This is a genomic window from Massilia sp. NBRC 108631, from assembly GCF_059704565.1.
In genome coordinates this window covers 61,287-82,530 of the sequence record NZ_BAAKJE010000245.1, presented here as the reverse complement: position 1 = coordinate 82,530, position 21,244 = coordinate 61,287, and the positions used below count along the sequence as shown (strand labels likewise).

General features: G+C 64.5%; 20 protein-coding genes. 17 read left to right on the top strand and 3 right to left on the bottom strand.

Annotated elements, in window-relative coordinates; genetic code table 11:
• The first annotated feature begins 6 nt into the window (after positions 1-6).
• From infA to dsbD, 8 genes are all read left to right on the top strand, one after another.
• Positions 7-225 carry a translation initiation factor IF-1 gene (gene infA / locus AC6H42_RS26595; RefSeq protein ID WP_005663428.1) on the top strand — a complete coding sequence of 73 codons (219 nt, stop codon included), beginning with the start codon at positions 7-9 and terminating at the stop codon, positions 223-225.
• 31 nt (positions 226-256) lie between these two features.
• The gene (gene rpmJ, locus AC6H42_RS26590; RefSeq protein ID WP_005663407.1) at positions 257-370 is read left to right on the top strand and encodes a 50S ribosomal protein L36; all 114 of its coding nucleotides are present in this window, start codon (positions 257-259) and stop codon (positions 368-370) included.
• A gap of 27 nt (positions 371-397) precedes the next feature.
• The gene (rpsM, locus tag AC6H42_RS26585; RefSeq protein ID WP_056404273.1) at positions 398-763 is read left to right on the top strand and encodes a 30S ribosomal protein S13; all 366 of its coding nucleotides are present in this window, start codon (positions 398-400) and stop codon (positions 761-763) included.
• A 15-nt stretch (positions 764-778) separates the two neighbouring features.
• Positions 779-1,183: a 30S ribosomal protein S11 gene (gene rpsK, locus AC6H42_RS26580; protein WP_008444339.1), complete on the top strand. Its 405-nt coding sequence runs from the start codon at positions 779-781 to the stop codon at positions 1,181-1,183.
• Between the two features lie 239 nt (positions 1,184-1,422).
• On the top strand, positions 1,423-2,046 hold the full coding sequence (gene rpsD, locus AC6H42_RS26575; protein WP_057158342.1) for a 30S ribosomal protein S4: 624 nt from the start codon (positions 1,423-1,425) through the stop codon (positions 2,044-2,046).
• Positions 2,047-2,152: 106 nt separating this feature from the next.
• Positions 2,153-3,130, top strand: coding sequence for a DNA-directed RNA polymerase subunit alpha (locus AC6H42_RS26570; RefSeq protein ID WP_026354946.1), 978 nt, complete (start codon positions 2,153-2,155; stop codon positions 3,128-3,130).
• A 135-nt stretch (positions 3,131-3,265) separates the two neighbouring features.
• Positions 3,266-3,661: a 50S ribosomal protein L17 gene (rplQ, locus tag AC6H42_RS26565; protein ID WP_056404269.1), complete on the top strand. Its 396-nt coding sequence runs from the start codon at positions 3,266-3,268 to the stop codon at positions 3,659-3,661.
• Between the two features lie 109 nt (positions 3,662-3,770).
• Positions 3,771-5,558, top strand: coding sequence for a protein-disulfide reductase DsbD (dsbD, locus tag AC6H42_RS26560; protein ID WP_497549327.1), 1,788 nt, complete (start codon positions 3,771-3,773; stop codon positions 5,556-5,558).
• A 44-nt stretch (positions 5,559-5,602) separates the two neighbouring features.
• Here dsbD and AC6H42_RS26555 read toward each other — a convergent pair whose 3' ends face one another.
• The gene (locus tag AC6H42_RS26555; protein WP_057158340.1) at positions 5,603-6,115 is read right to left on the bottom strand and encodes a Spy/CpxP family protein refolding chaperone; all 513 of its coding nucleotides are present in this window, start codon (positions 6,113-6,115) and stop codon (positions 5,603-5,605) included.
• A gap of 206 nt (positions 6,116-6,321) precedes the next feature.
• Between AC6H42_RS26555 and AC6H42_RS26550 the strand changes: the two genes are divergently transcribed.
• The 5 genes from AC6H42_RS26550 (at position 6,322) to AC6H42_RS26530 (ending at position 13,794) form a co-directional block, all read left to right on the top strand.
• The gene (locus AC6H42_RS26550) at positions 6,322-7,050 is read left to right on the top strand and encodes a response regulator (RefSeq protein WP_057158339.1); all 729 of its coding nucleotides are present in this window, start codon (positions 6,322-6,324) and stop codon (positions 7,048-7,050) included.
• Positions 7,047-8,402, top strand: coding sequence for an ATP-binding protein (locus AC6H42_RS26545; RefSeq protein ID WP_057158338.1), 1,356 nt, complete (start codon positions 7,047-7,049; stop codon positions 8,400-8,402). The genes AC6H42_RS26550 and AC6H42_RS26545 overlap by 4 nt, the downstream gene beginning before the upstream one ends.
• A gap of 28 nt (positions 8,403-8,430) precedes the next feature.
• Entirely contained in the window at positions 8,431-9,624 is a 1,194-nt protein-coding gene (locus tag AC6H42_RS26540) for an efflux RND transporter periplasmic adaptor subunit (RefSeq protein ID WP_057158337.1), read from the top strand.
• The gene (locus AC6H42_RS26535) at positions 9,621-12,755 is read left to right on the top strand and encodes an efflux RND transporter permease subunit (RefSeq protein ID WP_057158336.1); all 3,135 of its coding nucleotides are present in this window, start codon (positions 9,621-9,623) and stop codon (positions 12,753-12,755) included. The genes AC6H42_RS26540 and AC6H42_RS26535 overlap by 4 nt, the downstream gene beginning before the upstream one ends.
• 133 nt (positions 12,756-12,888) lie before the next feature.
• A complete protein-coding gene (locus AC6H42_RS26530; protein WP_497549326.1) occupies positions 12,889-13,794 on the top strand; it encodes a cell envelope integrity TolA family protein in 906 nt (301 codons plus the stop codon).
• A 39-nt stretch (positions 13,795-13,833) separates the two neighbouring features.
• On the opposite strand, the gene hemB is transcribed toward AC6H42_RS26530, so the two are convergent.
• Both hemB and yihA read right to left on the bottom strand, forming a co-directional pair.
• On the bottom strand, positions 13,834-14,838 hold the full coding sequence (hemB, locus tag AC6H42_RS26525) for a porphobilinogen synthase (protein WP_057158334.1): 1,005 nt from the start codon (positions 14,836-14,838) through the stop codon (positions 13,834-13,836).
• A gap of 24 nt (positions 14,839-14,862) precedes the next feature.
• Positions 14,863-15,585, bottom strand: a complete 723-nt coding sequence (gene yihA, locus AC6H42_RS26520) for a ribosome biogenesis GTP-binding protein YihA/YsxC (RefSeq protein ID WP_057158333.1) — start codon at positions 15,583-15,585, stop codon at positions 14,863-14,865.
• 181 nt (positions 15,586-15,766) lie between these two features.
• Between yihA and AC6H42_RS26515 the strand changes: the two genes are divergently transcribed.
• From AC6H42_RS26515 to msrP, 4 genes are all read left to right on the top strand, one after another.
• Entirely contained in the window at positions 15,767-16,426 is a 660-nt protein-coding gene (locus AC6H42_RS26515; RefSeq protein ID WP_057158332.1) for a c-type cytochrome, read from the top strand.
• 126 nt (positions 16,427-16,552) lie between these two features.
• Positions 16,553-18,715: a cytochrome c biogenesis protein ResB gene (locus tag AC6H42_RS26510; RefSeq protein ID WP_057158331.1), complete on the top strand. Its 2,163-nt coding sequence runs from the start codon at positions 16,553-16,555 to the stop codon at positions 18,713-18,715.
• Positions 18,716-18,754: 39 nt separating this feature from the next.
• Complete coding sequence (ccsB, locus tag AC6H42_RS26505; protein ID WP_057158375.1) at positions 18,755-20,074, top strand: c-type cytochrome biogenesis protein CcsB; 1,320 nt, start codon at positions 18,755-18,757, stop codon at positions 20,072-20,074.
• A 191-nt stretch (positions 20,075-20,265) separates the two neighbouring features.
• Positions 20,266-21,243 carry a protein-methionine-sulfoxide reductase catalytic subunit MsrP gene (msrP, locus tag AC6H42_RS26500; protein ID WP_497549325.1) on the top strand — a complete coding sequence of 326 codons (978 nt, stop codon included), beginning with the start codon at positions 20,266-20,268 and terminating at the stop codon, positions 21,241-21,243.
• Position 21,244 lies beyond the last annotated feature (1 nt).

Below are 21,244 nucleotides of genomic sequence, written 5' to 3'. Positions count from 1 at the left end.
CGAAAAATGGCAAAAGACGACGTCATACAGATGCAAGGCGAGATTCTGGAGAATCTCCCCAATGCAACATTTCGAGTGAAGCTGGAAAACGGGCACGTGGTGCTCGGGCACATTTCGGGTAAAATGCGGATGAACTATATCCGCATCCTTCCTGGCGACAAGGTGACGGTCGAACTGACACCTTATGATCTGAGCCGGGCCCGCATCGTGTTCCGGACCAAGTAAATAAACAATCGTACTAGAAGAGAGTGCAAAAATGAAAGTTAACGCTTCAGTCAAGCGCATCTGCCGCAACTGCAAGATCATCAAGCGCAAAGGTGTGGTCCGCGTAATCTGCGTCGAACCGCGTCACAAGCAGCGTCAAGGTTAATAACCGTTATTTATCGAGGAATAACGAATGGCACGTATTGCAGGGGTTAACATCCCAAACCACCAACATACCGTTATCGGCCTGACCGCCATCTACGGTATCGGCCGCCCACGCTCGCAGTTCATCTGCCAGGCGACGGGTGTTCCATCCAACAAGAAGATCAAAGATCTGGACGACAGCGAGCTGGAAAAGCTGCGTGATGAGATCGGCAAGTTCGTAGTTGAAGGCGACCTGCGCCGCGAACTGTCGATGAACATCAAGCGTCTGATGGATCTGGGCTGCTACCGCGGCATGCGTCACCGCAAGGGCCTGCCGGTCCGCGGCCAGCGCACCCGCACCAATGCACGTACCCGCAAGGGCCCGCGCAAAGCCGCTCAATCGCTGAAGAAATAATCTTAGGAAAATATTATGGCTAAGCAACAAAGCAGCGCAGCAGCAGCTCGCGTACGCAAGAAGGTCAAGAAGAACGTTGCAGAAGGCATCGCACACGTTCACGCTTCCTTCAACAACACCATCATCACCATCACCGACCGTCAGGGCAACGCTCTGTCGTGGGCGACCTCCGGTGGCGCTGGCTTCAAGGGTTCGCGTAAATCGACCCCGTTCGCAGCGCAGGTTGCTGCTGAAGCCGCAGGTAAAGTGGCTGTTGAGTGCGGCGTGAAGAACCTGGAAGTGCGCATCAAGGGCCCAGGCCCTGGCCGCGAATCCGCAGTGCGCGCACTGAACAACCTGGGCATCAAGATCACCGAGATCCAGGACGTTACCCCAGTACCGCACAACGGCTGCCGTCCTCCTAAGCGTCGTCGTATCTAATGATGCTGCCGGCGGCGGGGCAACCCGCTCCCGCCGGCGTCGTCCTCTTGGAAGCAAAAAACCGCTGGAACAGTGGGCCGGAAACGGCTATACTGTCCGGCTGTTCTCGCCTGTCGGATGGATTTCGACGGGTTTTTCGTTTTGTCAGCCACCGTCCAAGCTGAAAGTGAGCTGGACTAGCGCCTAACCGCACGCATAGTCGCGCCGCGGCTGGGGCGTCATATTTAAAGGAAAACACCGTGGCACGTTATATCGGACCAAAAGCAAAGCTGTCCCGCCGTGAAGGCACCGACCTGTTCCTGAAGAGCGCCCGCCGCTCCCTGGATTCGAAATGCAAACTGGACGTCAAGCCAGGCCAGCACGGCGTGAAATCGGGCGCCCGCACCTCGGACTTCGGCAACCAGCTGCGCGAAAAGCAAAAAGTAAAACGCATGTACGGCATCCTGGAACGCCAGTTCCGCCGCTACTTCGCCGAAGCCGACCGCCGCAAGGGCAACACCGGCGAAACCCTGCTGTCCCTGCTGGAAACCCGCCTGGACAATGTGGCTTACCGCATGGGCTTCGGCTCGACCCGCGCTGAAGCGCGCCAGCTGGTATCGCACAAAGCCTTCACCGTGAACGGCCAAGTGGTCAACATCGCTTCCTACGCCGTGAAAACCGGTGACGTGATCGCCGTGCGCGAAAAAGCCAAGAAGCAAGTGCGTATCGTTGAAGCGCTGTCGCTGGCGGAACAAGTCGGCATGCCAGCCTGGGTGTCGGTTGACTCCAAGAAAATGGAAGGCACGCTGAAATCGCTGCCAGAGCGTAACGAAATCGCTCACGACGTCAACGAATCGCTGATCGTCGAACTGTACTCGCGTTAATCGCAGTAAGTAGCCTCCGCCCACTGGGTTTCGCCCAGTGGGCTTTTTCACTAATGCCATCAGCCTTATCGGTGTAATGAGCCGAGGGTATTGAAAAGGACATTTCATGCAAAACAGTTTGTTGAAACCACGTATCATCGACGTCGAAGCCCTGGGCGCCGGTCACGCTAAAGTCGTGATGGAGCCGTTCGAGCGTGGCTATGGCCACACCCTGGGCAATGCGCTGCGCCGCGTGCTGCTGTCGTCCATGATCGGCTACGCGCCGACCGAAGTGACGATTGCCGGCGTGGTGCACGAGTACTCGTCGCTGGACGGCGTCCAGGAAGACGTGGTTGACCTGTTGCTGAACCTGAAGGGCGTGGTCTTCAAAGTCCACAACCGTGACTCCGTCACCCTGACCCTGAAGAAGGAAGGCGAAGGCGCCGTCCTGGCATCGGACATCGACCTGCCGCACGACGTCGAGCTGATCAATCCGGACCACGTGATTGCCCACCTGACCGCAGGCGGCAAGCTGGACATGCAGATCAAAGTGGAAAAAGGCCGCGGCTATGTGCCGGGCAACGTCCGCCGCCTGTCCGAAGACACCAATAAGACCATCGGCCGCATCATCCTGGACGCGTCGTTCTCGCCAGTGCGCCGCGTGTCTTACGCCGTGGAATCGGCCCGTGTGGAACAGCGTACCGACCTGGACAAGCTGATCATCAACATCGAAACCAACGGCGTGATCACGCCGGAAGAAGCGATCCGCCAGTCGGCCCGCGTGCTGGTGGACCAGTTGAATGTATTCGCCGCCCTGGAAGGCACGGAAGCGGCCGCCGAAGCGCCATCGCGTGCTCCGCTGGTCGATCCTATCCTGCTGCGTCCGGTGGACGACCTGGAGCTGACCGTACGTTCGGCCAACTGCCTGAAAGCGGAAAACATCTACTACATCGGCGACCTGATCCAGCGTTCGGAAAACGAACTGCTGAAGACGCCGAACCTGGGCCGCAAGTCCTTGAACGAAATCAAGGAAGTGCTCGCTTCGCGTGGCCTGACTCTGGGCATGAAGCTGGAGAACTGGCCGCCTGCCGGCCTGGAGAAGTAATTTTGCTGTACCCGCGCGCGGCATGTGCCGCGCGCGTTTAACCCTTATGAACCGGTCCGCGCCCTGGCGGGCAGCGATAGCTGTCCCCCTGGCGATCGAAGAACCTGGCATTAAACATCATCGAAAGGAAGTACCATGCGTCACCGTCACGGCCTCCGTAAGCTGAACCGTACCTCGTCCCACCGCCTGGCTATGCTGCGCAACATGACCGTTTCCCTGCTGCGTCATGAAGCCATCAAAACCACCGTTCCTAAAGCTAAGGAACTGCGCCGCGTGATCGAGCCGATCCTGACCCTGGGCAAGACCGACACCCTGGCCAACAAGCGCCTGGCTTTCGCTCGCCTGCGCGACCGCGAAATGGTTCTGAAGCTGTTCGCCGAACTGGGCCCACGCTACGCCAACCGCAACGGCGGTTACCTGCGCATCCTGAAAATGGGTTTCCGCGTGGGCGACAACGCGCCGATGGCTTACGTTGAACTGCTGGACCGTCCAGAGATCACCGAAGCTGTTGAAGTTGCCGACGAAGCGTAAATCACGCTGAGTCAGGAAAAAAGCCAGGCGCTGCCTGGCTTTTTTTATGGCCGGGCGGGAAAGCGCGGCCAGGTGTACCATAGGCGGGTTTCAGTTCTCGAAGGCAGTCATGTCCCGCTTTGCCCACTTCCTCGTCCGCCTGCTGGCGTTGACGGTCCTGCTGTTTGCCGCGCCGGCCCGCGCCGAGGAAGACTTCCTCGATCCGGCTGTCGCCTTCAAGTTCTCCGCCCGCATGCTGGACGAGAAAACCGCCAGCGTCACCTATGACATCGCCGACGGCTACTATATGTACCGCGAGCGCTTCATGTTCAAGGCGCAGGGCGCCACGCTGGGCGCGCCGGACATTCCGCCCGGCAAGGTCAAGTTCGACGAAACCTTCAACAAGGACGTGGAAACCTACCGCAAGCAGGTCACCATCACCATCCCGGTCGACACCGCCGGCCCGTTCACCTTGCTGGCCACCTCGCAGGGCTGCTCGGACAAGGGCTTGTGCTACTCGCCGCAGGAGGCCCAGGTCAAGCTGGTGGGCGCCGGCGGCAGCGGCGCGGCCATGTCGCTGCCTGGCGCCGCAGGGCCGGGCGCCGCGTTGGCCGGCGTGGACGCGGCCGGCGCCGGCGGGGTCAGCGAACTGGGCAAGATCGAAGCGGCGCTGCAGGGCGGCCGCCTGCTGGTGATCCTGCCGCTGTTCGCGCTGCTGGGCCTGGGCCTGGCGTTCACCCCCTGCGTGCTGCCCATGGTGCCCATCCTGTCCTCGATCATCGTCGGCGAAGGTGCGCGCAGCAGCCGCGGGCGCGGCCTGCTGCTGTCGCTCACCTATGCGCTGGGCATGGCCATCGTCTACACCGCGCTGGGCGTGGCGGCCGGGCTGATCGGCGAAGGCCTGGCCGCCGCGCTGCAGAACCCCTGGGTGCTGGGCGCCTTCGGCCTGCTGATGGTGGCGCTGTCGCTGTCCATGTTCGGCCTGTACGAACTGCAAGTGCCGGCCGGGCTGCAAAGCCGGCTGAGCACGGTGTCCAGCCGCCAGTCGTCCGGCAAGCTGGCCGGCGTGTTCGCCATGGGCGCCATTTCCGCCCTCATCGTCGGCCCCTGCGTGGCCGCGCCGCTGGCCGGCGCGCTGGTCTACATCAGCCAGACGCGCGACGTGGTCATCGGCGGCGGCGCGCTGTTCGCCATGGCGGTGGGCATGAGCGTGCCGCTGGTGCTGGTGGGCGTCTCGGCCGGCACGCTGCTGCCGCGCGCCGGCGGCTGGATGGACAATGTGAAGAAATTCTTCGGCGTGCTGCTGCTGGCCATGGCGCTGTGGCTGGTGTCGCCGGTGCTGCCGGCCTGGGTGGCCATGCTGGGCTTCGCGCTGCTGGGCATAGGCTACGGCGTCTACCTGCTGACGGCCGGTAGCCGGGGCCGGGCCGGCACGGGCTGGCTGGGCAAGGCGGCGGCCGTGGTGTTCGTCCTGCTGGGGGCGGTGCAACTGGTCGGCGCAGCCACCGGCGGGCGGGACGTGCTGGCGCCGCTGGCCCACCTGGGGCGTGGCGGCGAGCAGCCGGTGCACTTCCAGCGCGTCAAGACCGTGGCCCAGCTGGACGCCGCGCTGGCGCAAACCGGCGGCAAGACCGCCATGCTGGACTTCTACGCCGACTGGTGCGTGTCCTGCAAGGAAATGGAAAAGCTCACCTTCGTCGACCCGGCCGTCAAGGCCAAATTGGCCAACACCGTGCTGCTGCAGGTGGACGTGACCGCCAACGACGAGGACGACAAGGCCATGCTGAAGCGCTTCAAGCTGTTCGGCCCGCCCGGCATCATCTTGTTCAACCCGCAAGGCCAGGAAATCCCGGACTCCCGCGTGGTCGGCTTCCAGAATGCGGAAACCTTCCTGAAATCGCTGGACAAGCTGCAATAAACCAAGGGGCGCCGTGGCGCCCCTTGTGCTTGATGCAAGCCCGATCAGCTATGGTGCATGGCGCCGTGGCCGCCGCCAGGACGGTGGCCGCGTCGGTGGTGGCGCTGGGTGGCTTGGTCGAAGGTCTTCTGCTGCTCGGGCGTCAGCTGGGCGTAGAAGGTCTTCAGCGCGGCCAGGCGGGTTTCATGCTGGGCGATCATCTGCTTGTGCATCTCCAGGCGCCGCTCGGCGCGCTCCGGCGCACTCAGCTGGGCCAGCGCGGCGCGGTCGGCGCGGGCCGCCGGCAGCTTGGGCGCGCTGGCGGCGACGAAGGCGTTCCAGGCCGGTTCCTGCGCCGCCGTCAGCTTCAGCTTGTCGTGCAGCGCGGCCTGGTGCCTGGCCATCATTTCCTTGAATGTGGCCTGGCGCTCGGCGGCCCTGGCGGCGCGCTGCTCCTGGGTCAGGGCCTGGCCGTGGCGGCCCGGGGCCGGGGTGTCGGCGGCGAAGGCGCTGCCGCCCACCGCGCCCAGGCTGAGCACGGCCATGCCGATGATCAGGGATTTGCGTATCGTGTTCATGGTAAGTCCTTTGAGGTTGGGTTCGGTGGCTACACTCGATGTGCACTGCACATGGAGGCCATCTTGGCAGCGCGGTGTTGCCGCTGCATTGCCCCAGCCGCCGCTTTTGTATCAAACTGTTTCGCCGGGACTGCAGCGCTTGCAGATATACAAGCCGATACAAACCCTTATTGGCCTTCCCCCTCCGAACTGAGGATAATTGAGGCATGGAACAAACTTCTACCATCCTGATCGTCGACGACGACCGCGATATCCGCTCCCTGCTGGCCGACTACCTGGAGGCCAATGGCTACCGCGCGCAGTGCGCGGCGGACGGCGGCGCCATGTGGAAACAGCTCGACGAGGCGCGCCCGGACCTGATCGTGCTGGACCTGAACCTGCCCGGCGACGACGGCCTGAGCCTGTGCCGCAAGCTGCGCGCCACGTCGTCGCTGCCGGTCATCATGCTGACCGCCCGCAACGAGCCGCTGGACCGCATCCTGGGCCTGGAAATGGGCGCCGACGACTACCTGCCGAAACCGTTCGAGCCGCGCGAATTGCTAGCCCGCATACGCAGCGTGCTGCGCCGCAGCCACGCCATGCCGTCCAATGCCGGTTCCGACAAGGTGCAGCAGATGCGCTTTTCCAACTGGACCCTGGACCTGACCGCGCGCCACCTGGTGAATCCGGACGGCATCGTCATCATGCTGTCGGGCGCCGAGTTCCGCCTGCTCAAGGTGTTCCTGGAACACCCGAACCGCGTGCTCAACCGCGACCAGCTGCTGAACCTGACCCAGGGCCGCGACGCCGACCCCTTCGACCGATCGATCGACATCCAGATCAGCCGCCTGCGCCAGAAGCTGGGCGAGGACGCGCGGGTGCCGCAAATCATCAAGACCGTGCGCAACGGCGGCTATGTGCTGGCCGGCGCCGTCAGCGTGGAGCCGGGCACGTGAAAGCGTTCCTCAGTTCGATGACGGGCCGCGTGTTCCTGGTGCTGCTGCTCGGCATCGTGGCCTCGGCCACGCTGACGCAATACCTGGCCGTCAACGAACGCCAGCGCACGCTGGAGCGCTACCGCGACTCCTACGCGCTGGACCGCGCGGTGGAACTGCTCTCCACGGTCGGCGTGGTCAAGCCGGAAGGGCGCGCCACCTACCTGAAGATCACCAGCCAGGGCGGCCTGCGGCTGGAAGCGACCAGCGACGCCATCAACACCGCCCACCCGCAATCCGATTTTTCCCGCCACCTGGGCGAGCGCCTGGGGCAGGACTACGTGCTGGCGCCGCTGGCCGAGCGGCCCGCCGCCTGCGACGCGCCGCGCGAGATCAACTCCATCTTCGGCCCGGCCCAATGGCGCGGCACCTGCGAGGCGATCAATGTGGGCATGCCGGACGGCCAGGTGCTGCGCCTGACCATCCTGCCGCCGCGCTCGCCGCCCCCGACCGGCCAGAATGAGCTGCTCAGCCTGCTGCCTTTCCTGTTCAGCATAGTCGGCCTGGCCTACCTGGTCACGCGCATGGCGGTGCGCCCGCTCAAGCAGCTGGCCCAGGCCGCCAAGGACCTGGGCAACGACATCAACCACGCGCCGCTGGAACTGCGCGGCGCCAGCGAGATCCGCCAGGCCAGCGCCGCCTTCAACGCCATGCAGGCGCGCATCCGCCAGCACATCTTCCAGCGCACGCAAATGCTGGCCGCCATCACGCACGACTTGCAGACCCCGCTGACCCGCATGCGGCTGCGGCTGGAAAAAGTGGCCGACGGCGACTTGCAGCAAAAGCTGCTGGGCGACCTGTCGGCCACGCAGCAGATGGTGAAGGAAGGCCTGGACCTGGCGCGCAGCATGGACAGCACCGAAAACATGCAGGCGCTGGACCTGGACTCGCTGCTCGACAGCGTGTGCGCCGACGCGGCCGACGCCGGCCAGGACGTGGCCCTCAAGGGCCGCGCCGCCATGGCGCTGATGGGCCGTCCGCTGGCGATCCGGCGCTGCCTGGTGAACCTGCTGGACAACGCCGTCAAGTACGGCCAGAGCGCCAGCGTGACGGTGGAGCGCATGGTGGGCGCGGCCCGCATCCGCATCCGCGACGCCGGCCCCGGCATTGCCGCCGACCAGCTGGCGCAGGTGTTCGAGCCGTTCTACCGCATCGAGACGTCGCGCTCGCGCGAATCCGGCGGCACCGGCCTGGGCCTGACCATCGCGCGCAACATCGCCGAACAGCACGGCGCCAGCATCGCGCTGGCCAACCACCCGGACGGCGGCCTGGAGGTCACCCTGGTACTGCCCGAATATTACGCCGGGAAATGATTCCCGCTTTGCACTCACCTAAAACAACATGAAAAAGACGACACTGGTAGTTCTGGTGGCTGCGGCCGCCGCGATCGGCGCGGGCGCCTGGTATTTCGGGCAGCCGGCGGCAGCGCCGGCCGGGCAGGCGGGCGCCCAAGGCAAGGGACAGCAGGGGCAGCAGGGACCGACCACGGTCAACGTGGTGGCGCCGCAGCGGCAGGACGTGCCGGTGCTGCTGACCGCCAACGGCACGGTGTCGCCCATCAGCACCGTGGACCTGCACCCGCAAACCACCAGCACCATTGTCAAGGTGCACATCAAGGAAGGCCAGTTCGTCAAACAGGGCGAGCTGATGTTCTCGCTCGACAGCCGCAGCGAACACGCCAACGTGGAGAAAGCCCAGGCCCAGGTGATGCGCGACCGCGCCACCCTGGCCGACCTGGAGCGCCAGTACCAGCGCAGCATGGAGCTGCTGGCGCAGAAATTCATCGCCCAGGGCGCGGTCGACACCCTGCGCAGCCAGGTCGAGCAGGCGCGCGCCGTGCTCAACGCGGATCTCGCCGCCGCCCAGGCTGTCAAAGTGGACGCCAGCTACACCAGCATCCGCGCGCCGCTGACGGGCCGGGTGGGCGCCATCAACGTCTACCCGGGCAGCCTGGTGCAGCTGTCGACCTCGCTCACCACGGTGACCCAGCTGAACCCGATCAATGTCGCCTTCACGCTGCCGGAAAGCGCGCTGGCCGGGCTGCTGGCGGCGCAACAGGCCGGCGCGGTGCCGGTCGAGGTGGAATCGGGCGGCAAGCTGTTCAAGGGCAAGCTGAGCTTCATCGACAACGCAGTCGACCCGATGGCCGGCGTGATCCGGGTGAAGGCCGAGTTCGACAACAGCCAGACCCAGCTCTGGCCGGGCCAGTACGTCGGCGCCAGGCTCACCGTGCAAACGCTGAAAGACGTGCTGGTGGTGCCGCAAAACGCTATCATTAACAACACCAGAGGTACTTTCGTGTACACCGTCGCCCCGGACCAGACCGCCGCGGTGGCCAATATCAAGCGCCTGCACACGTTCGGCCCCTACGCCGCCGTGAGCGGCCTGAACGGCGATGAGAAGGTCATCGTCGAAGGCAAGCAGAACCTGCGTCCCGGCGGCAAGGTGCGCATCGCCGACGCCGCGTCGCCGGACAAGAAAAAGGGCGCGGGCGAGGGCGGCGGGGCTGCCAAGAAAAAGGATAGCGCGGCATGAACCTGTCCGAATTGTGCATACGCCGCCCGGTGATGGTGGTGCTGCTGTCGCTGAGCCTGATCCTGGCCGGCGTGCTGGCCTACGCCCACATCCCGGTCGCCGCGCTGCCCAGCTATAACACCCCGGTCATCAACGTCGGCGCCGACCTGCCCGGGGCCAGCCCGGAAACCATGGCGTCCTCGGTCGCGCTGCCGCTGGAGAAGCAGTTCTCCACGATCGCCGGCCTGAGCATGATCACCTCCACCAGCACCCTGGGCAACACCTCGCTGACGCTGGAGTTCGACACCAGCATCGATGTCAACGAGGCGGCGGTCGATGTGCAGGCCGCGTTGCTGCGCGCGCAGCGTTCGCTGCCGCAGGAAATGACGGACTTGCCGTCCTACCGCAAGGTCAACCCGGCCGACGCGCCGGTGCTGTTCATGACCATGACCTCGCCGTCGCTGAGCCTGTCCGAACTGAACGACTATGCGGAAAACCTGGTCGCGCCCAGCCTGTCGACGCTGCCCGGCGTGGCCCAGGTCACCGTCAACGGCCAGAAGCGCTTCGCGGTGCGCATCCGCGCCAAGGCTGACCTGCTGAACGCGCGCAACATGACGCTGGACGAGCTGGCCGCGGCCATCCGCGCCGCCAACGCCAATACCCCGCTCGGCATCCTGGACGGCCCCAGCCAGACCCTCACCATCCAGGGCAACGCCCAGCTGATGAAGGCGGCCGAGTTCGCCGAACTGATAGTCGCCACCCGCAACGGCCAGCCGGTGCGCCTGAAGGACGTGGCCGAGGCCGAGGACAGCTACCAGTCCGTCAAGACCGCCGGCAGCTACAACGGCGAGCGCTCCATCGTGCTGCTGGTGCAGCGCCAGCCGGACGCCAACACGGTGCAGGTGGTGGACGGCGTGCGCCGGCTGCTGCCGCGCTTCACCGCCCAGCTGCCGGCTTCGGTCAAGATCAACCTGGTCAACGACCGCTCGGTGTCGATCCGTGAAGCCATCCACGACGTCAACCTGACCCTGGCGCTGACCGTGGTGCTGGTGGTGCTGGTGATCTTCCTGTTCCTGCGCAAGGCCGCCGCCACCTTCATCCCGGCCATCACCATGCCGATCTCGCTGCTGGGCGCACTGAGCCTGCTGTACGCCTTCGGCTACAGCCTGGACAACGTGTCCCTGCTCGGCATCACCCTGGCCGTGGGCCTGGTGGTGGACGACGCCATCGTGGTACTGGAAAACATTGTGCGCCACATCGAGCTGGGCAAGAAGCCGCTGCAGGCGGCGCTGGTCGGCTCGCGCGAAATGGGCTTCACCATCATTTCCATTTCGATTTCGCTGGTGGCGGTGTTCATCCCCATCTTCTTCATGCCCGGCGTGATCGGCCTGCTGTTCCATGAATTCGCGGTGGTGGTGGCGCTGTCGGTGCTGGTCTCGGCGGTGGTGTCGCTGACCCTGGTGCCCATGCTGTGCGCGCGCCTGCTGCCGAACGAGGCGCACGCCGCCGCCGGCGACGACACCTTCATCGGCCGCTGGTTCGAGGCCGGCTTCTCGCGCCTGCGCAACGGCTACGCCAGCACGCTGGACATCGCGCTCAAGCACCGCTACGTGGTGCTGGCGCTGGCCATCGGCACCTTCGTGCTGACCGTGGTGCTGTACGCCACCATCCCCAAGGGTTTCTTCCCGGAAGAAGACCTGGGCCAGATCCGCGTCACCACCGAGGCGTCGGAAGACATTTCCTCGGCTGCATTGCTGGAGCTGCAGACCCGGGTGGCGCAGGTCATCATGGCCGACCCCAACGTGCAGGACGTGACGTCCTTCGTCAGCGGCGGCAACGGCGGCCGCATGTTCCTGGTGCTCAAGCCGCGCGGCCAGCGCGCCAAGATGCCGCAGGTACTCGACAGCTTGCGCAAGGCCACCAAGGCGGTGCCCGGCATGGCCGTCTACCTCAGTCCCGTGCAGAACCTGCAGCTGGGCGGCCGCCCCAGCAAGAGCCGCTACCAGTACACGCTGCAGTCGGTCAGCCCGGATGCGCTGAGCGACTGGGCCAACAAGTTCCAGGAGCGCATGCGTTCGGACAACGACTTCCGCGACGTCACCAGCGATTCGCAGAACAAGGGCTTGCAGGCCTCGCTCAAGATCGACCGCGACAAGGCCAACACCCTGGGCGTGGAAATCAGCGCCATCCGCAGCGCGCTCTACCTGGCCTTCGGCGAGCGCCAGGTGTCGACCATCTACTCGTCCGCCGCCAGCTACTTCGTGATCCTGGAGGCGGCCGCCGAGGACCGCCAGTTCGACGACGCGCTGACCAAGATTTCCGTGCGCAACAAGGCCGGCAACCTGGTGCAGCTGTCCAGCTTTGCCAGCGTGGAGCGCACCGTGGGCCCGACCTCGGTCAACCACCAGGGCCAGCTGCAGGCCATCACGCTGTCGTTCAACCTGGCGCCGGACGTGCCGCTGGGCGTGGCCACCAACAAGATCGACAAGATGGCGCTGGACATGGGCCTGCCCGCCTCCATCATCACCACCTACGGCGGCGACGCGGCGGTGTTCCAGAGCTCGCAGGGCAGCCAGCTGATCCTGATCATCGCCGCGCTGGGCGTCATCTACGTGCTGCTGGGCGTGCTCTACGAGAGCTACATCCACCCGCTGACCATCCTGGCCGGCCTGCCGTCGGCGGCGGTGGGGGCCTTGCTGACCTTGCGCATCTTCAACCTGGACCTGACCATGATCGCCATCATCGGCATCCTGATGCTGATCGGTATCGTCAAGAAGAACGCCATCATGATGATCGACTTCGCGCTGGACGCGCAGCGCAACCAGGGCATGGCGCCGGCCGACGCCATCCGCGAAGCCTGCGTGCTGCGCTTCCGCCCCATCATGATGACCACGCTGGCCGCGCTGATGGGCGCCTTGCCGATCGCGCTGGGCCTGGGCGCCGGCGCCGAACTGCGCCAGCCGCTGGGCCTGGCCGTGGTGGGCGGCCTGATCTTCTCGCAGGTGATCACGCTGTACATCACCCCGGTGATCTACCTGTTCCTCGACAAATACAGCGGCAGCGGGCCGATGGACGACGCGGCCCTGGCGGACGAGCCGGAGCCGGCCAAGGCGCCGGTGGAGCTAAAAGCTGTCAGCCTTGCCAAGCACTGATATCATACGGCGGGCCGGAAGATTTCCGGCCCGTTTGCTTTTGGCAATCTTGTGATACATACGGTAACATCCATCAAGACCGGGTCCGGGTAAGCTGGCGTACTCGGGTGTTTGTAAAGAAAGTCCGTTTATCTTGTTCCAGTTCAGCCACACCCACGGGGCCGACCACAGCCACGAATATTGCGAAGCATGCGGCCAGCGGCTGCCTCCGCCCGGCAGCTACGGCTATGGCGGCTATGGCGGGCCGAGCCGGCACAAGCGCATCGGCATCGGCATCTCGATCGCGCTGCACCTGCTCATCGTGCTGTACTACCTGTTCCATCCCCAGCAAAAGATTTCCCTTAAACCGCCCGCCAAGGAAGGCGAGATGGTGTGGGTGGCGCCGCTCAAGGACAAGCCGGCCCCGAAAGCCAAGCCGGAACCGAAGAAGCCCGAAGTGGCCAAGGCGCCGCCGCAGCCGCGCCGCGACAGCAAGGCCGTGGCCAGGAAGACCGCGCCGCCCAAGCTGGAAACCTATGTGCCGCCGGTGCAGGCCACCATGAAGCCGCCGCCGACCCCGGCCGTGGAAGAGGACATGATGGCGCGCGTGGAAGCGGCCCGCAAGCGCCGCGCCGACGCCAATCCGCAGCCGGCGCAGGAGCCGCAGGAAAGCGACGCCGAGCGCGCCAACCGCATCGCGCGCGCCAACATCATGGGCGCCATGGGCCGCAACGCGGCCGGCGAGCGGGAAGACACGGGCGGCATCTTCTCCATCATCAACAAATCGGGGCTGAGCGCGGACATCAAGTTCCGCGGCTGGAACACCAACTTCAAGCGCCAGTGGTCGCAGCAGGTGCATGTCGAACTGGGGACCGATCCGGACATCGAGACGGCCATCGTGCGCCGCATGATAGAGCTGATCCGCAAGGAGAAGCCGGGCGAGTTCCAGTGGGAATCGCACCGCCTGGGCAAGGTGATCACGATGAACGCCGGCCGCCAATACCAGGCCGAACTGGAAGCGTTCCTGCTGAAAGAGTTCTTCCCGAACTACCGGCGATAAAAAAACGGGGCTCGCGCCCCGCTTGCTTGTTCCGTCTGCTTACGCCGCCTTCAGCTTGCGCGCGATGTCGAGCGCGAAGTAGGTCAGCACGCCGTCGGCGCCGGCGCGCTTGAAGGCCAGCATGGCTTCCATCATCACCTTGTCGTGGTCCAGCCAGCCGTTTTGCGCGGCGGCCTTGATCATGGCGTACTCGCCGCTGACCTGGTAGGCGAAGGTCGGCACCTTGAACTCGTCCTTCACGCGGCGCACGATGTCCAGGTAGGGCATGCCGGGTTTCACCATCACCATGTCGGCGCCTTCCTGCAGGTCCAGCGCCACTTCGCGCAGCGCCTCGTTGCCGTTGGCCGGGTCCATCTGGTAGGTGTTCTTGTCGCTCTTGCCGAGGTTTTTGGCGGAACCGACCGCGTCGCGGAAGGGGCCGTAGAACGCCGACGCGTACTTGGCCGAGTAGGCCATGATGCGTGTGTGGATGTGGCCCTTCTCTTCCAGCGCGGCGCGGATGGCGCCGATGCGGCCGTCCATCATGTCCGACGGCGCCACCACGTCCACCCCGGCGTCCGCCTGGCACAGGGCCTGGCGCACCAGCATGGCGGTGGTGACGTCGTTGAGCACATAGCCGTTGTCGTCGATCAGGCCGTCCTGGCCGTGGCTGGTGTACGGGTCCAGCGCCACGTCGGTCAGGATGCCCAGTTCCGGGAAGGCCTGTTTCAGGGCGCGCACGGCGCGCGGCACCAGGCCGTCCGGATTGGTCGCCTCGATGCCGTCCGGCGTTTTCAGCGCCGCGTCGATCACCGGGAACAGCGCCAGCACCGGGATGCCCAGCGCCACGCATTCCTCCGCCACCGTCAGCAGCAGGTCCACCGACACGCGCTCCACGCCCGGCATCGAGGCCACCGGCTCGCGCTGGTTCGTGCCTTCGAGGATGAAGACCGGGTAGATCAGGTCGGACGCGGTGACGGCGTTCTCGCGCATCAGCGCGCGCGAGAACGGGTCGCGGCGCATACGGCGCATGCGGATGGCGGGGAAGGGCGTGTGGTGGGCCATGGCTACAGTTTTTCCTTTGCTGGTTTAGTCTTCCGGCGTCTCGTCCGGTGTATCGATGAGCTCTGCCTGGGCGGCGGCGTCGTCTTCGGCCAGGCCGGCCAGTTCGACGATCTTGGCGGTGGCTTCTTCCAGGCCGACGCGCTTGAGCGCCGAGAACAGCTGCACGGTGAACGGGAAGCCTTCGCCGTCCTCGTCCACGTAGCTGGCCAGCTTGGCTTGCGCCTGGCGCAGCACGGTGGTCGATTCGCTGCGGGTCAGCTTGTCAACCTTGGTCAGGATGCAATGGATCGGCTTGCCGGTCGGGGCGAACCATTCCAGCATCTGGATGTCCAGGTCGGTGAACGGGCGGCGCGAATCCATGATCAGGATCAGTGCGGCCAGCTGTTCGCGCTGCTGCACATAGTCGCCCAGCAGGCGCTGCCAGTACAGCTTGGTATTCCCGGACACTTCGGCGTAGCCGTAGCCGGGCAAGTCCACCAGCATGGCCTGGATTTCCTCGACCTTGGTCGGGTCCTTGCGGTGCATCGCCACGTGGGCGCCGCCGATCGAGAAGAAGTTGATGTGCTGGGTGCGGCCCGGCGTCTTGGACGCGAACGCCAGTCCCTTCTGGTTGCACAGGATATTGATGGAGGTCGACTTGCCGGCGTTGGAGCGGCCGGCAAAGGCGATTTCGGGCACCGTGGTATTGGGCAATTCACGCAAGTGATTCACGGTGGTAAAGAAGCGGGCTTGCCAGAGTTTGGACATGGGGAGGGGTGGGCAGAAATGCAACAAAGAAAGCTAAAAGCGCGAAAAGCTATTGTACAATAAGGGGTTACGAATTGTTGCCATGTAAAAAAGCAAATCAGCGCGCAAACAAAAGTTCAGCGAGCGGCAAAATAATACATCGCAGTCCCACCATTTTTTTCACTAGTCTCAGGGTGTTTGAATGAATCGTGCGTTTTCACCGTTGGTAAAGTCCTTGCTCCTCGCAGTGTTGGCCGTTTCGGGTGTCGCATCGGCTGCCGAACATGCTGCTCCCGCCAAAGTAGATCCTGCCAAAGGCTCCACCCTGTATGCCGACGGCGACAACGCCCGCGGCCTGCCGGCGTGCGTCTCCTGCCACGGCGCGGCGGGCAACTCCACTATCGCGGCCAACCCCAAGCTGGCCGGCCAGCCGGAAGCCTACCTCTACAAGCAACTGGTGAATTTCGCCTCGCCGTCGCGCAACAACCCGGTGATGAGCACCTACGCCAAGATGCTGACCGACGATGAAAAGAAGAACATTTCGGCCTATCTGAGCGCGCAGGTGCAAAAAGCGGGCGCGGCCAAGAACAAGGACACCGTTGAGCTGGGCAAGAAGATCTATCGCGGCGGCATTGCCGAGAAGAACGTACCAGCCTGCGCCAGCTGCCATGGCCCTGCCGGCGGCGGCATTCCTGCCCTGTACCCGCGCCTGGCCGGCCAGCACCAGGATTACACGGTGGGCCAGCTGACCGCCTTCCGTGGTGAAGGCCGCAAGAACAGCGCCGAGATGAGCACCATCGCCAAGCGCCTGTCGGACGACGAGATGAAGGCGGTAGCCGACTACGTGGCCGGCCTGAAGTAATTCCGTGTATTTATGCGCCGATATGGCGCTTATCAGTCCGTGAATATCGAAAAGAGGGCGGCCGCGTGAGCGGGCTGCCCTTTTTGTTGGTATTCTGCTGCCAGTCCTTTTTGAGATAGTGTCCGCATGAGCACCACCAGCACCGCCGGTATCAAACTGAAAACCCGCCGGCCAGCCTTCGACGCGACCGTCGAATTGCTGTCGTCGATGCGCTTCGCCATCAGCCTGCTGACCATGATCGCCATCGCCTCCGTGATCGGCACGGTGATGAAGCAGAACGAGCCGATGTCCAACTATGTAAACCAGTTCGGGCCGTTCTGGTTCGAAGTGTTCAACAAGGTGGGGCTGTACGCCGTGTACTCGGCGTGGTGGTTCCTGGCCATCATGGGCTTCCTGGTGGTGTCGACCACGCTGTGCATTGTGCGCAACACGCCCAAGATGATGAAGGATATGCGCAGCTGGCGCGAGAACGTGCGCGAGCAGTCGCTGCTGAACTTCCACCACAAGAATGACTGGAACTCGCCGCTGCCGCGCGCCGCGCTGGCGCAGCAGATGGCGCAGCGCCTCGGCCACGCCGGCTACCGGGCCAAAATCGTCGAGAAAGAGCACGCCACCCTGGTCACCGCCAAGCGCGGCGCGGGCGCCAAGTTCGGCTACATTTTCGCCCACACCGCCATCGTGGTGATCTGCATCGGCGGCCTGCTTGATTCGGACATGCCGATCCGCTTCCAGGAATGGTTCATGGGCAAGAGCCCGTTCGCCGGCAGCGGCGTCATCGCCGAGATCCCGGCCCAGCACCGCCTCGGCCTGGGCAACCCCACCTACCGCGCCAACACTGCCATCCCCGAGGGGCAGGCCAGCAACACGGCCATCATTCCGCGCGCGGACGGGGTGCTGATCCAGGAGTTGCCGTTCACCATCCTGCTCAAGAAATTCAATATCGACTTCTACAGCACCGGCATGCCCAAGCTGTTCGCCAGCGAAGTGGAAGTGCGCGACCATGAAACCGGCAAGACCTTCAGCTCGGTGATCGAAGTCAACAAGCCGCTGGTCTACAAGGGCCTGGCGGTGTACCAGTCCAGTTTCGAGGACGGCGGCACCAAGCTCAAGCTCAAGGGCTACCCGATGGCGGGCGCCGGCAAGGACAGCTTCGACCTCACCGGCGAGGTCAACTCGGCCACGCCGCTGGCGCTGGGCCAGAGCCAGCAATACAGCGTCGAGTGGAGCGGCTTCCGCCCCTTCAACGTGGAAAACATGGCCTCCCAGGATGCGCGTTCCGTGGCCCAGGGCGAAAAGCTGGAGCAAAGCTTCGCGCGCGGCCTGGACAAGCAGCTCGGCTCGGCCGCCAAGAATGCCAACAACAAGGATTTGAAGAACGTCGGCCCGAGCGTGCAGTACAAGCTGCGCGACAAGACCGGCCAGGCGCGCGAATTCCAGAACTACATGCAGCCGGTGACGGTGGACGGCGCCACCGTGTTCCTGGCCGGCGTGCGCGCCAGCCCGGCCGACCCGTTCAGCTACCTGCGCATCCCGGCCGACGACGATTACACCGTCAAGGAATGGATGCGATTGCGCGCCGCGCTGCACGACCCGGCGCTGCGCGCCATCGCCGCCGAACGCTATGCGCGCCGCGCCATGCCGGGCGGCGCCGACGCGGCCAAGCCTTCTGCCGGCCAGGCCGCCGGCGGCGCCGTGCTGCGCGACCAGCTGGCGCTATCGTCGGCGCGCAGCCTGAACATGTTCGCCGGCGCCGAGGCGGGCCAGGACAAGGACGGCGGCGCGGCAACGGGCGGCTTCATGGCCATCTCGCGCTTCCTCGAGAAAGTGCCGCAAGCGGAACAGGAGAAAGCCGCCGACATTTTCATGAAGATCCTGAACGGCAGCATGTGGGAGCTGTGGCAGGCCGCGCGCGAGAAGGATGGCCTGGCCCCGCTGGAAGGCAACGAGAAGCATGGCCGCTTCCTGCAGCTGGCCACCAACGCGCTGTCCGACGCCACCTTCTACGGCGCCCCGGTCTACCTGCAGCTGGACGAATTCAACGAAGTCAAGGCCTCGGTGTTCCAGGTGACCAAGTCGCCGGGCAAGAACGTGGTCTACCTGGGCTGCCTGTTCCTGGTGCTGGGCGTGTTCTCGATGTTCTACATCCGCGAGCGCCGCCTGTGGGTATGGATCAAGGACGGCGCCGAAGGCGGGGCGCATGCGCTGATGGCCATGAGCACGCAGCGCAAGACCCTCGACTTCGACAAGGAATTTGCAGACTTGAAGGAAAAGCTGCCGCAATCGGCGTAAGCTGCATGGCATGGAGCAGTACTGGAGACCAATATGGAAATGACACAAACCCAAACCTATAGCCAGACGCCGGGCTATTTCAAGCGCCTGAACGCCTTCGACTGGCTGTTCGCGCTGGCGCTGGCCGGCGGTGCGCTGTTCGCGCTGAACCGCTACGGCGCCTATATGGACATCTACGAAAAAGTGATCCTGCTGGCGGCCGCGCCGTCGTTCGCGGCGCTGGGCTGGCACTGGAAACCGGTGCGCTGGTTCCTGCCGCTGGCCTTTGCGCTGGCGCTGCTGGCCGTGTCCTTGTACAGCGGCAACCTGGACGCCGCCAACCAGAAATTCTGGCTCAAGTACATGCTGTCCAGCCAGTCCGCCATTTTGTGGATGAGCACGTTCTTCTTCCTGTCCACGCTGTTCTACTGGATCGGCCTGGTGGGCCATTCCTCGATGGGCTTCGTGGTCGGCTCCAAGCTGTGCTGGGCGGCGCTGGTGATCGGCATCACCGGCATGCTGGTGCGCTGGTACGAATCCTACCTGATCGGCGCGGACGTGGGCCACATTCCCATCTCCAACCTGTATGAAGTGTTCATCCTGTTCGCGCTGATCACGGCCATGTTCTACCTGTACTACGAAGCCCACTACAAGACGCAGCAGCTGGGCCCCTTCGTGCTGCTGGTGATCTCGGCGGCGGTGGCCTTCCTGCTGTGGTACACCGTGTCGCGCGACGCGGCCGACATCCAGCCCCTGGTGCCGGCGCTGCAAAGCTGGTGGATGAAGATCCACGTGCCGGCCAATTTCATCGGCTATGGCACCTTCGCGCTGGCCTCCATGGTGGGCTGGGCCTACCTGCTCAAGCACGAGAAGATCCGCACCCTGTGGCAGGCGCTGGTGATCGCCCCCATCGTGCTGCTGGCGCTGGCCTGGCTGATCGCCTACGTCTCGGGCGCCGGCGAAGCGGTCATCAAGGGCATGGTCAATGCCAGCCGCTTCACGGCCGTGCTGGTGGTGCTGTTCGCGGTCACCAACCTGATGCGCGACCGCCTGGTGGCGCGCCTGCCGGACGCCGAAACGCTGGAAGACGTGATGTACAAGGCCATTTCGGCCGGCTTCGCCTTCTTCACCATCGCCACCATCCTGGGCGCGCTGTGGGCGGCCGAAGCGTGGGGCGGCTACTGGTCGTGGGACCCGAAAGAAACCTGGGCGCTGATTGTCTGGCTCAACTATGCAGCCTGGCTGCACATGCGCCTGATGTCCGGCCTGCGCGGCAAGGTAGCGGCCTGGTGGGCGCTGGTGGGCCTGCTGGTGACCACCTTCGCCTTCCTGGGCGTCAATATGTTCCTGTCCGGCCTGCATTCCTACGGCAAGCTGTAAACGCCGGCTGCTGCGGCGCCAAGCCCCCGCTCACGCCAGTGACCGGGGGCTTTTTGTATGGCTTTGTATCCGCTTTTCGGCGGACACAGACGCATACAAATGCGAGATATCGCGCCTGTGGCGGATTGGTGTAAGGTTACCCCTGTCTCGTTCGACAAAGCCAGACGAGTCCCTTTACTCCCGGAGTCATCATGTTGATCAAACGTAGCCCGAACGGTATCGACCTGCCGTTCTCGTCAGAAATTACCCCGCGCGCGATCTTTGAGTCGCGCCGCAGCTTCATCCAGCAGATGGCGGTGGGGTCCATCGCCGGCGGCGCGCTGCTCGAGATGGCCACGCGGCAAGCCTTCGCGCAGGGCACGCCCGGCAAGCTGGGCGCCAAGCTCAATCCCGCCTATTCCGCGCTCGACAAGCAGACCGCGTTCAAGGACGCCACCACCTATAACAATTTCTACGAATTCGGCACCGGCAAGGACGACCCGGCGCGCAACGCCCACACGCTGAAACCGCGCCCGTGGACCGTCAGCATCGAAGGCGAGGTCAAGAAGCCCCTGACCCTGGACCTGGACCAGCTGCTCAAGCTGGCGCCGCTGGAAGAGCGCGTCTACCGGCTGCGCTGCGTGGAAGGCTGGTCGATGGTGATCCCGTGGGTGGGCTATTCGCTGTCCGAGCTGATCAAGAAAGTGGAGCCCACCGGCAACGCCAAATACGTCGAATTCATCTCGCTGGCCGACAAGGCCCAGATGCCGGGCGTGGGCAGCCGCGTGCTGACCTGGCCCTACCGCGAAGGCCTGCGCATGGACGAAGCCATGCACCCGCTGGCGCTGCTCACGCTGGGCATGTACGGCGACGTGCTGCCCAACCAGAACGGCGCGCCGGTGCGCATCGTCACGCCGTGGAAATACGGCTTCAAGTCGGCCAAGTCCATCGTCAAGATCCGCTTCGTCAAGGACCAGCCGCGCACCGCGTGGAACGACGCCGCGCCGTCCGAATACGGCTTCTACTCCAACGTGAATCCTGACGTGGACCACCCGCGCTGGTCGCAGGCTTCCGAGCGCCGCATCGGCGAAGACGGCTTCCTGGTGCGCAAGCGCAAAACGCTGATGTTCAACGGCTACAACGACGTGGCGCCGCTGTACGCCGGCATGGACCTGAAGAAGTTCTTCTGAC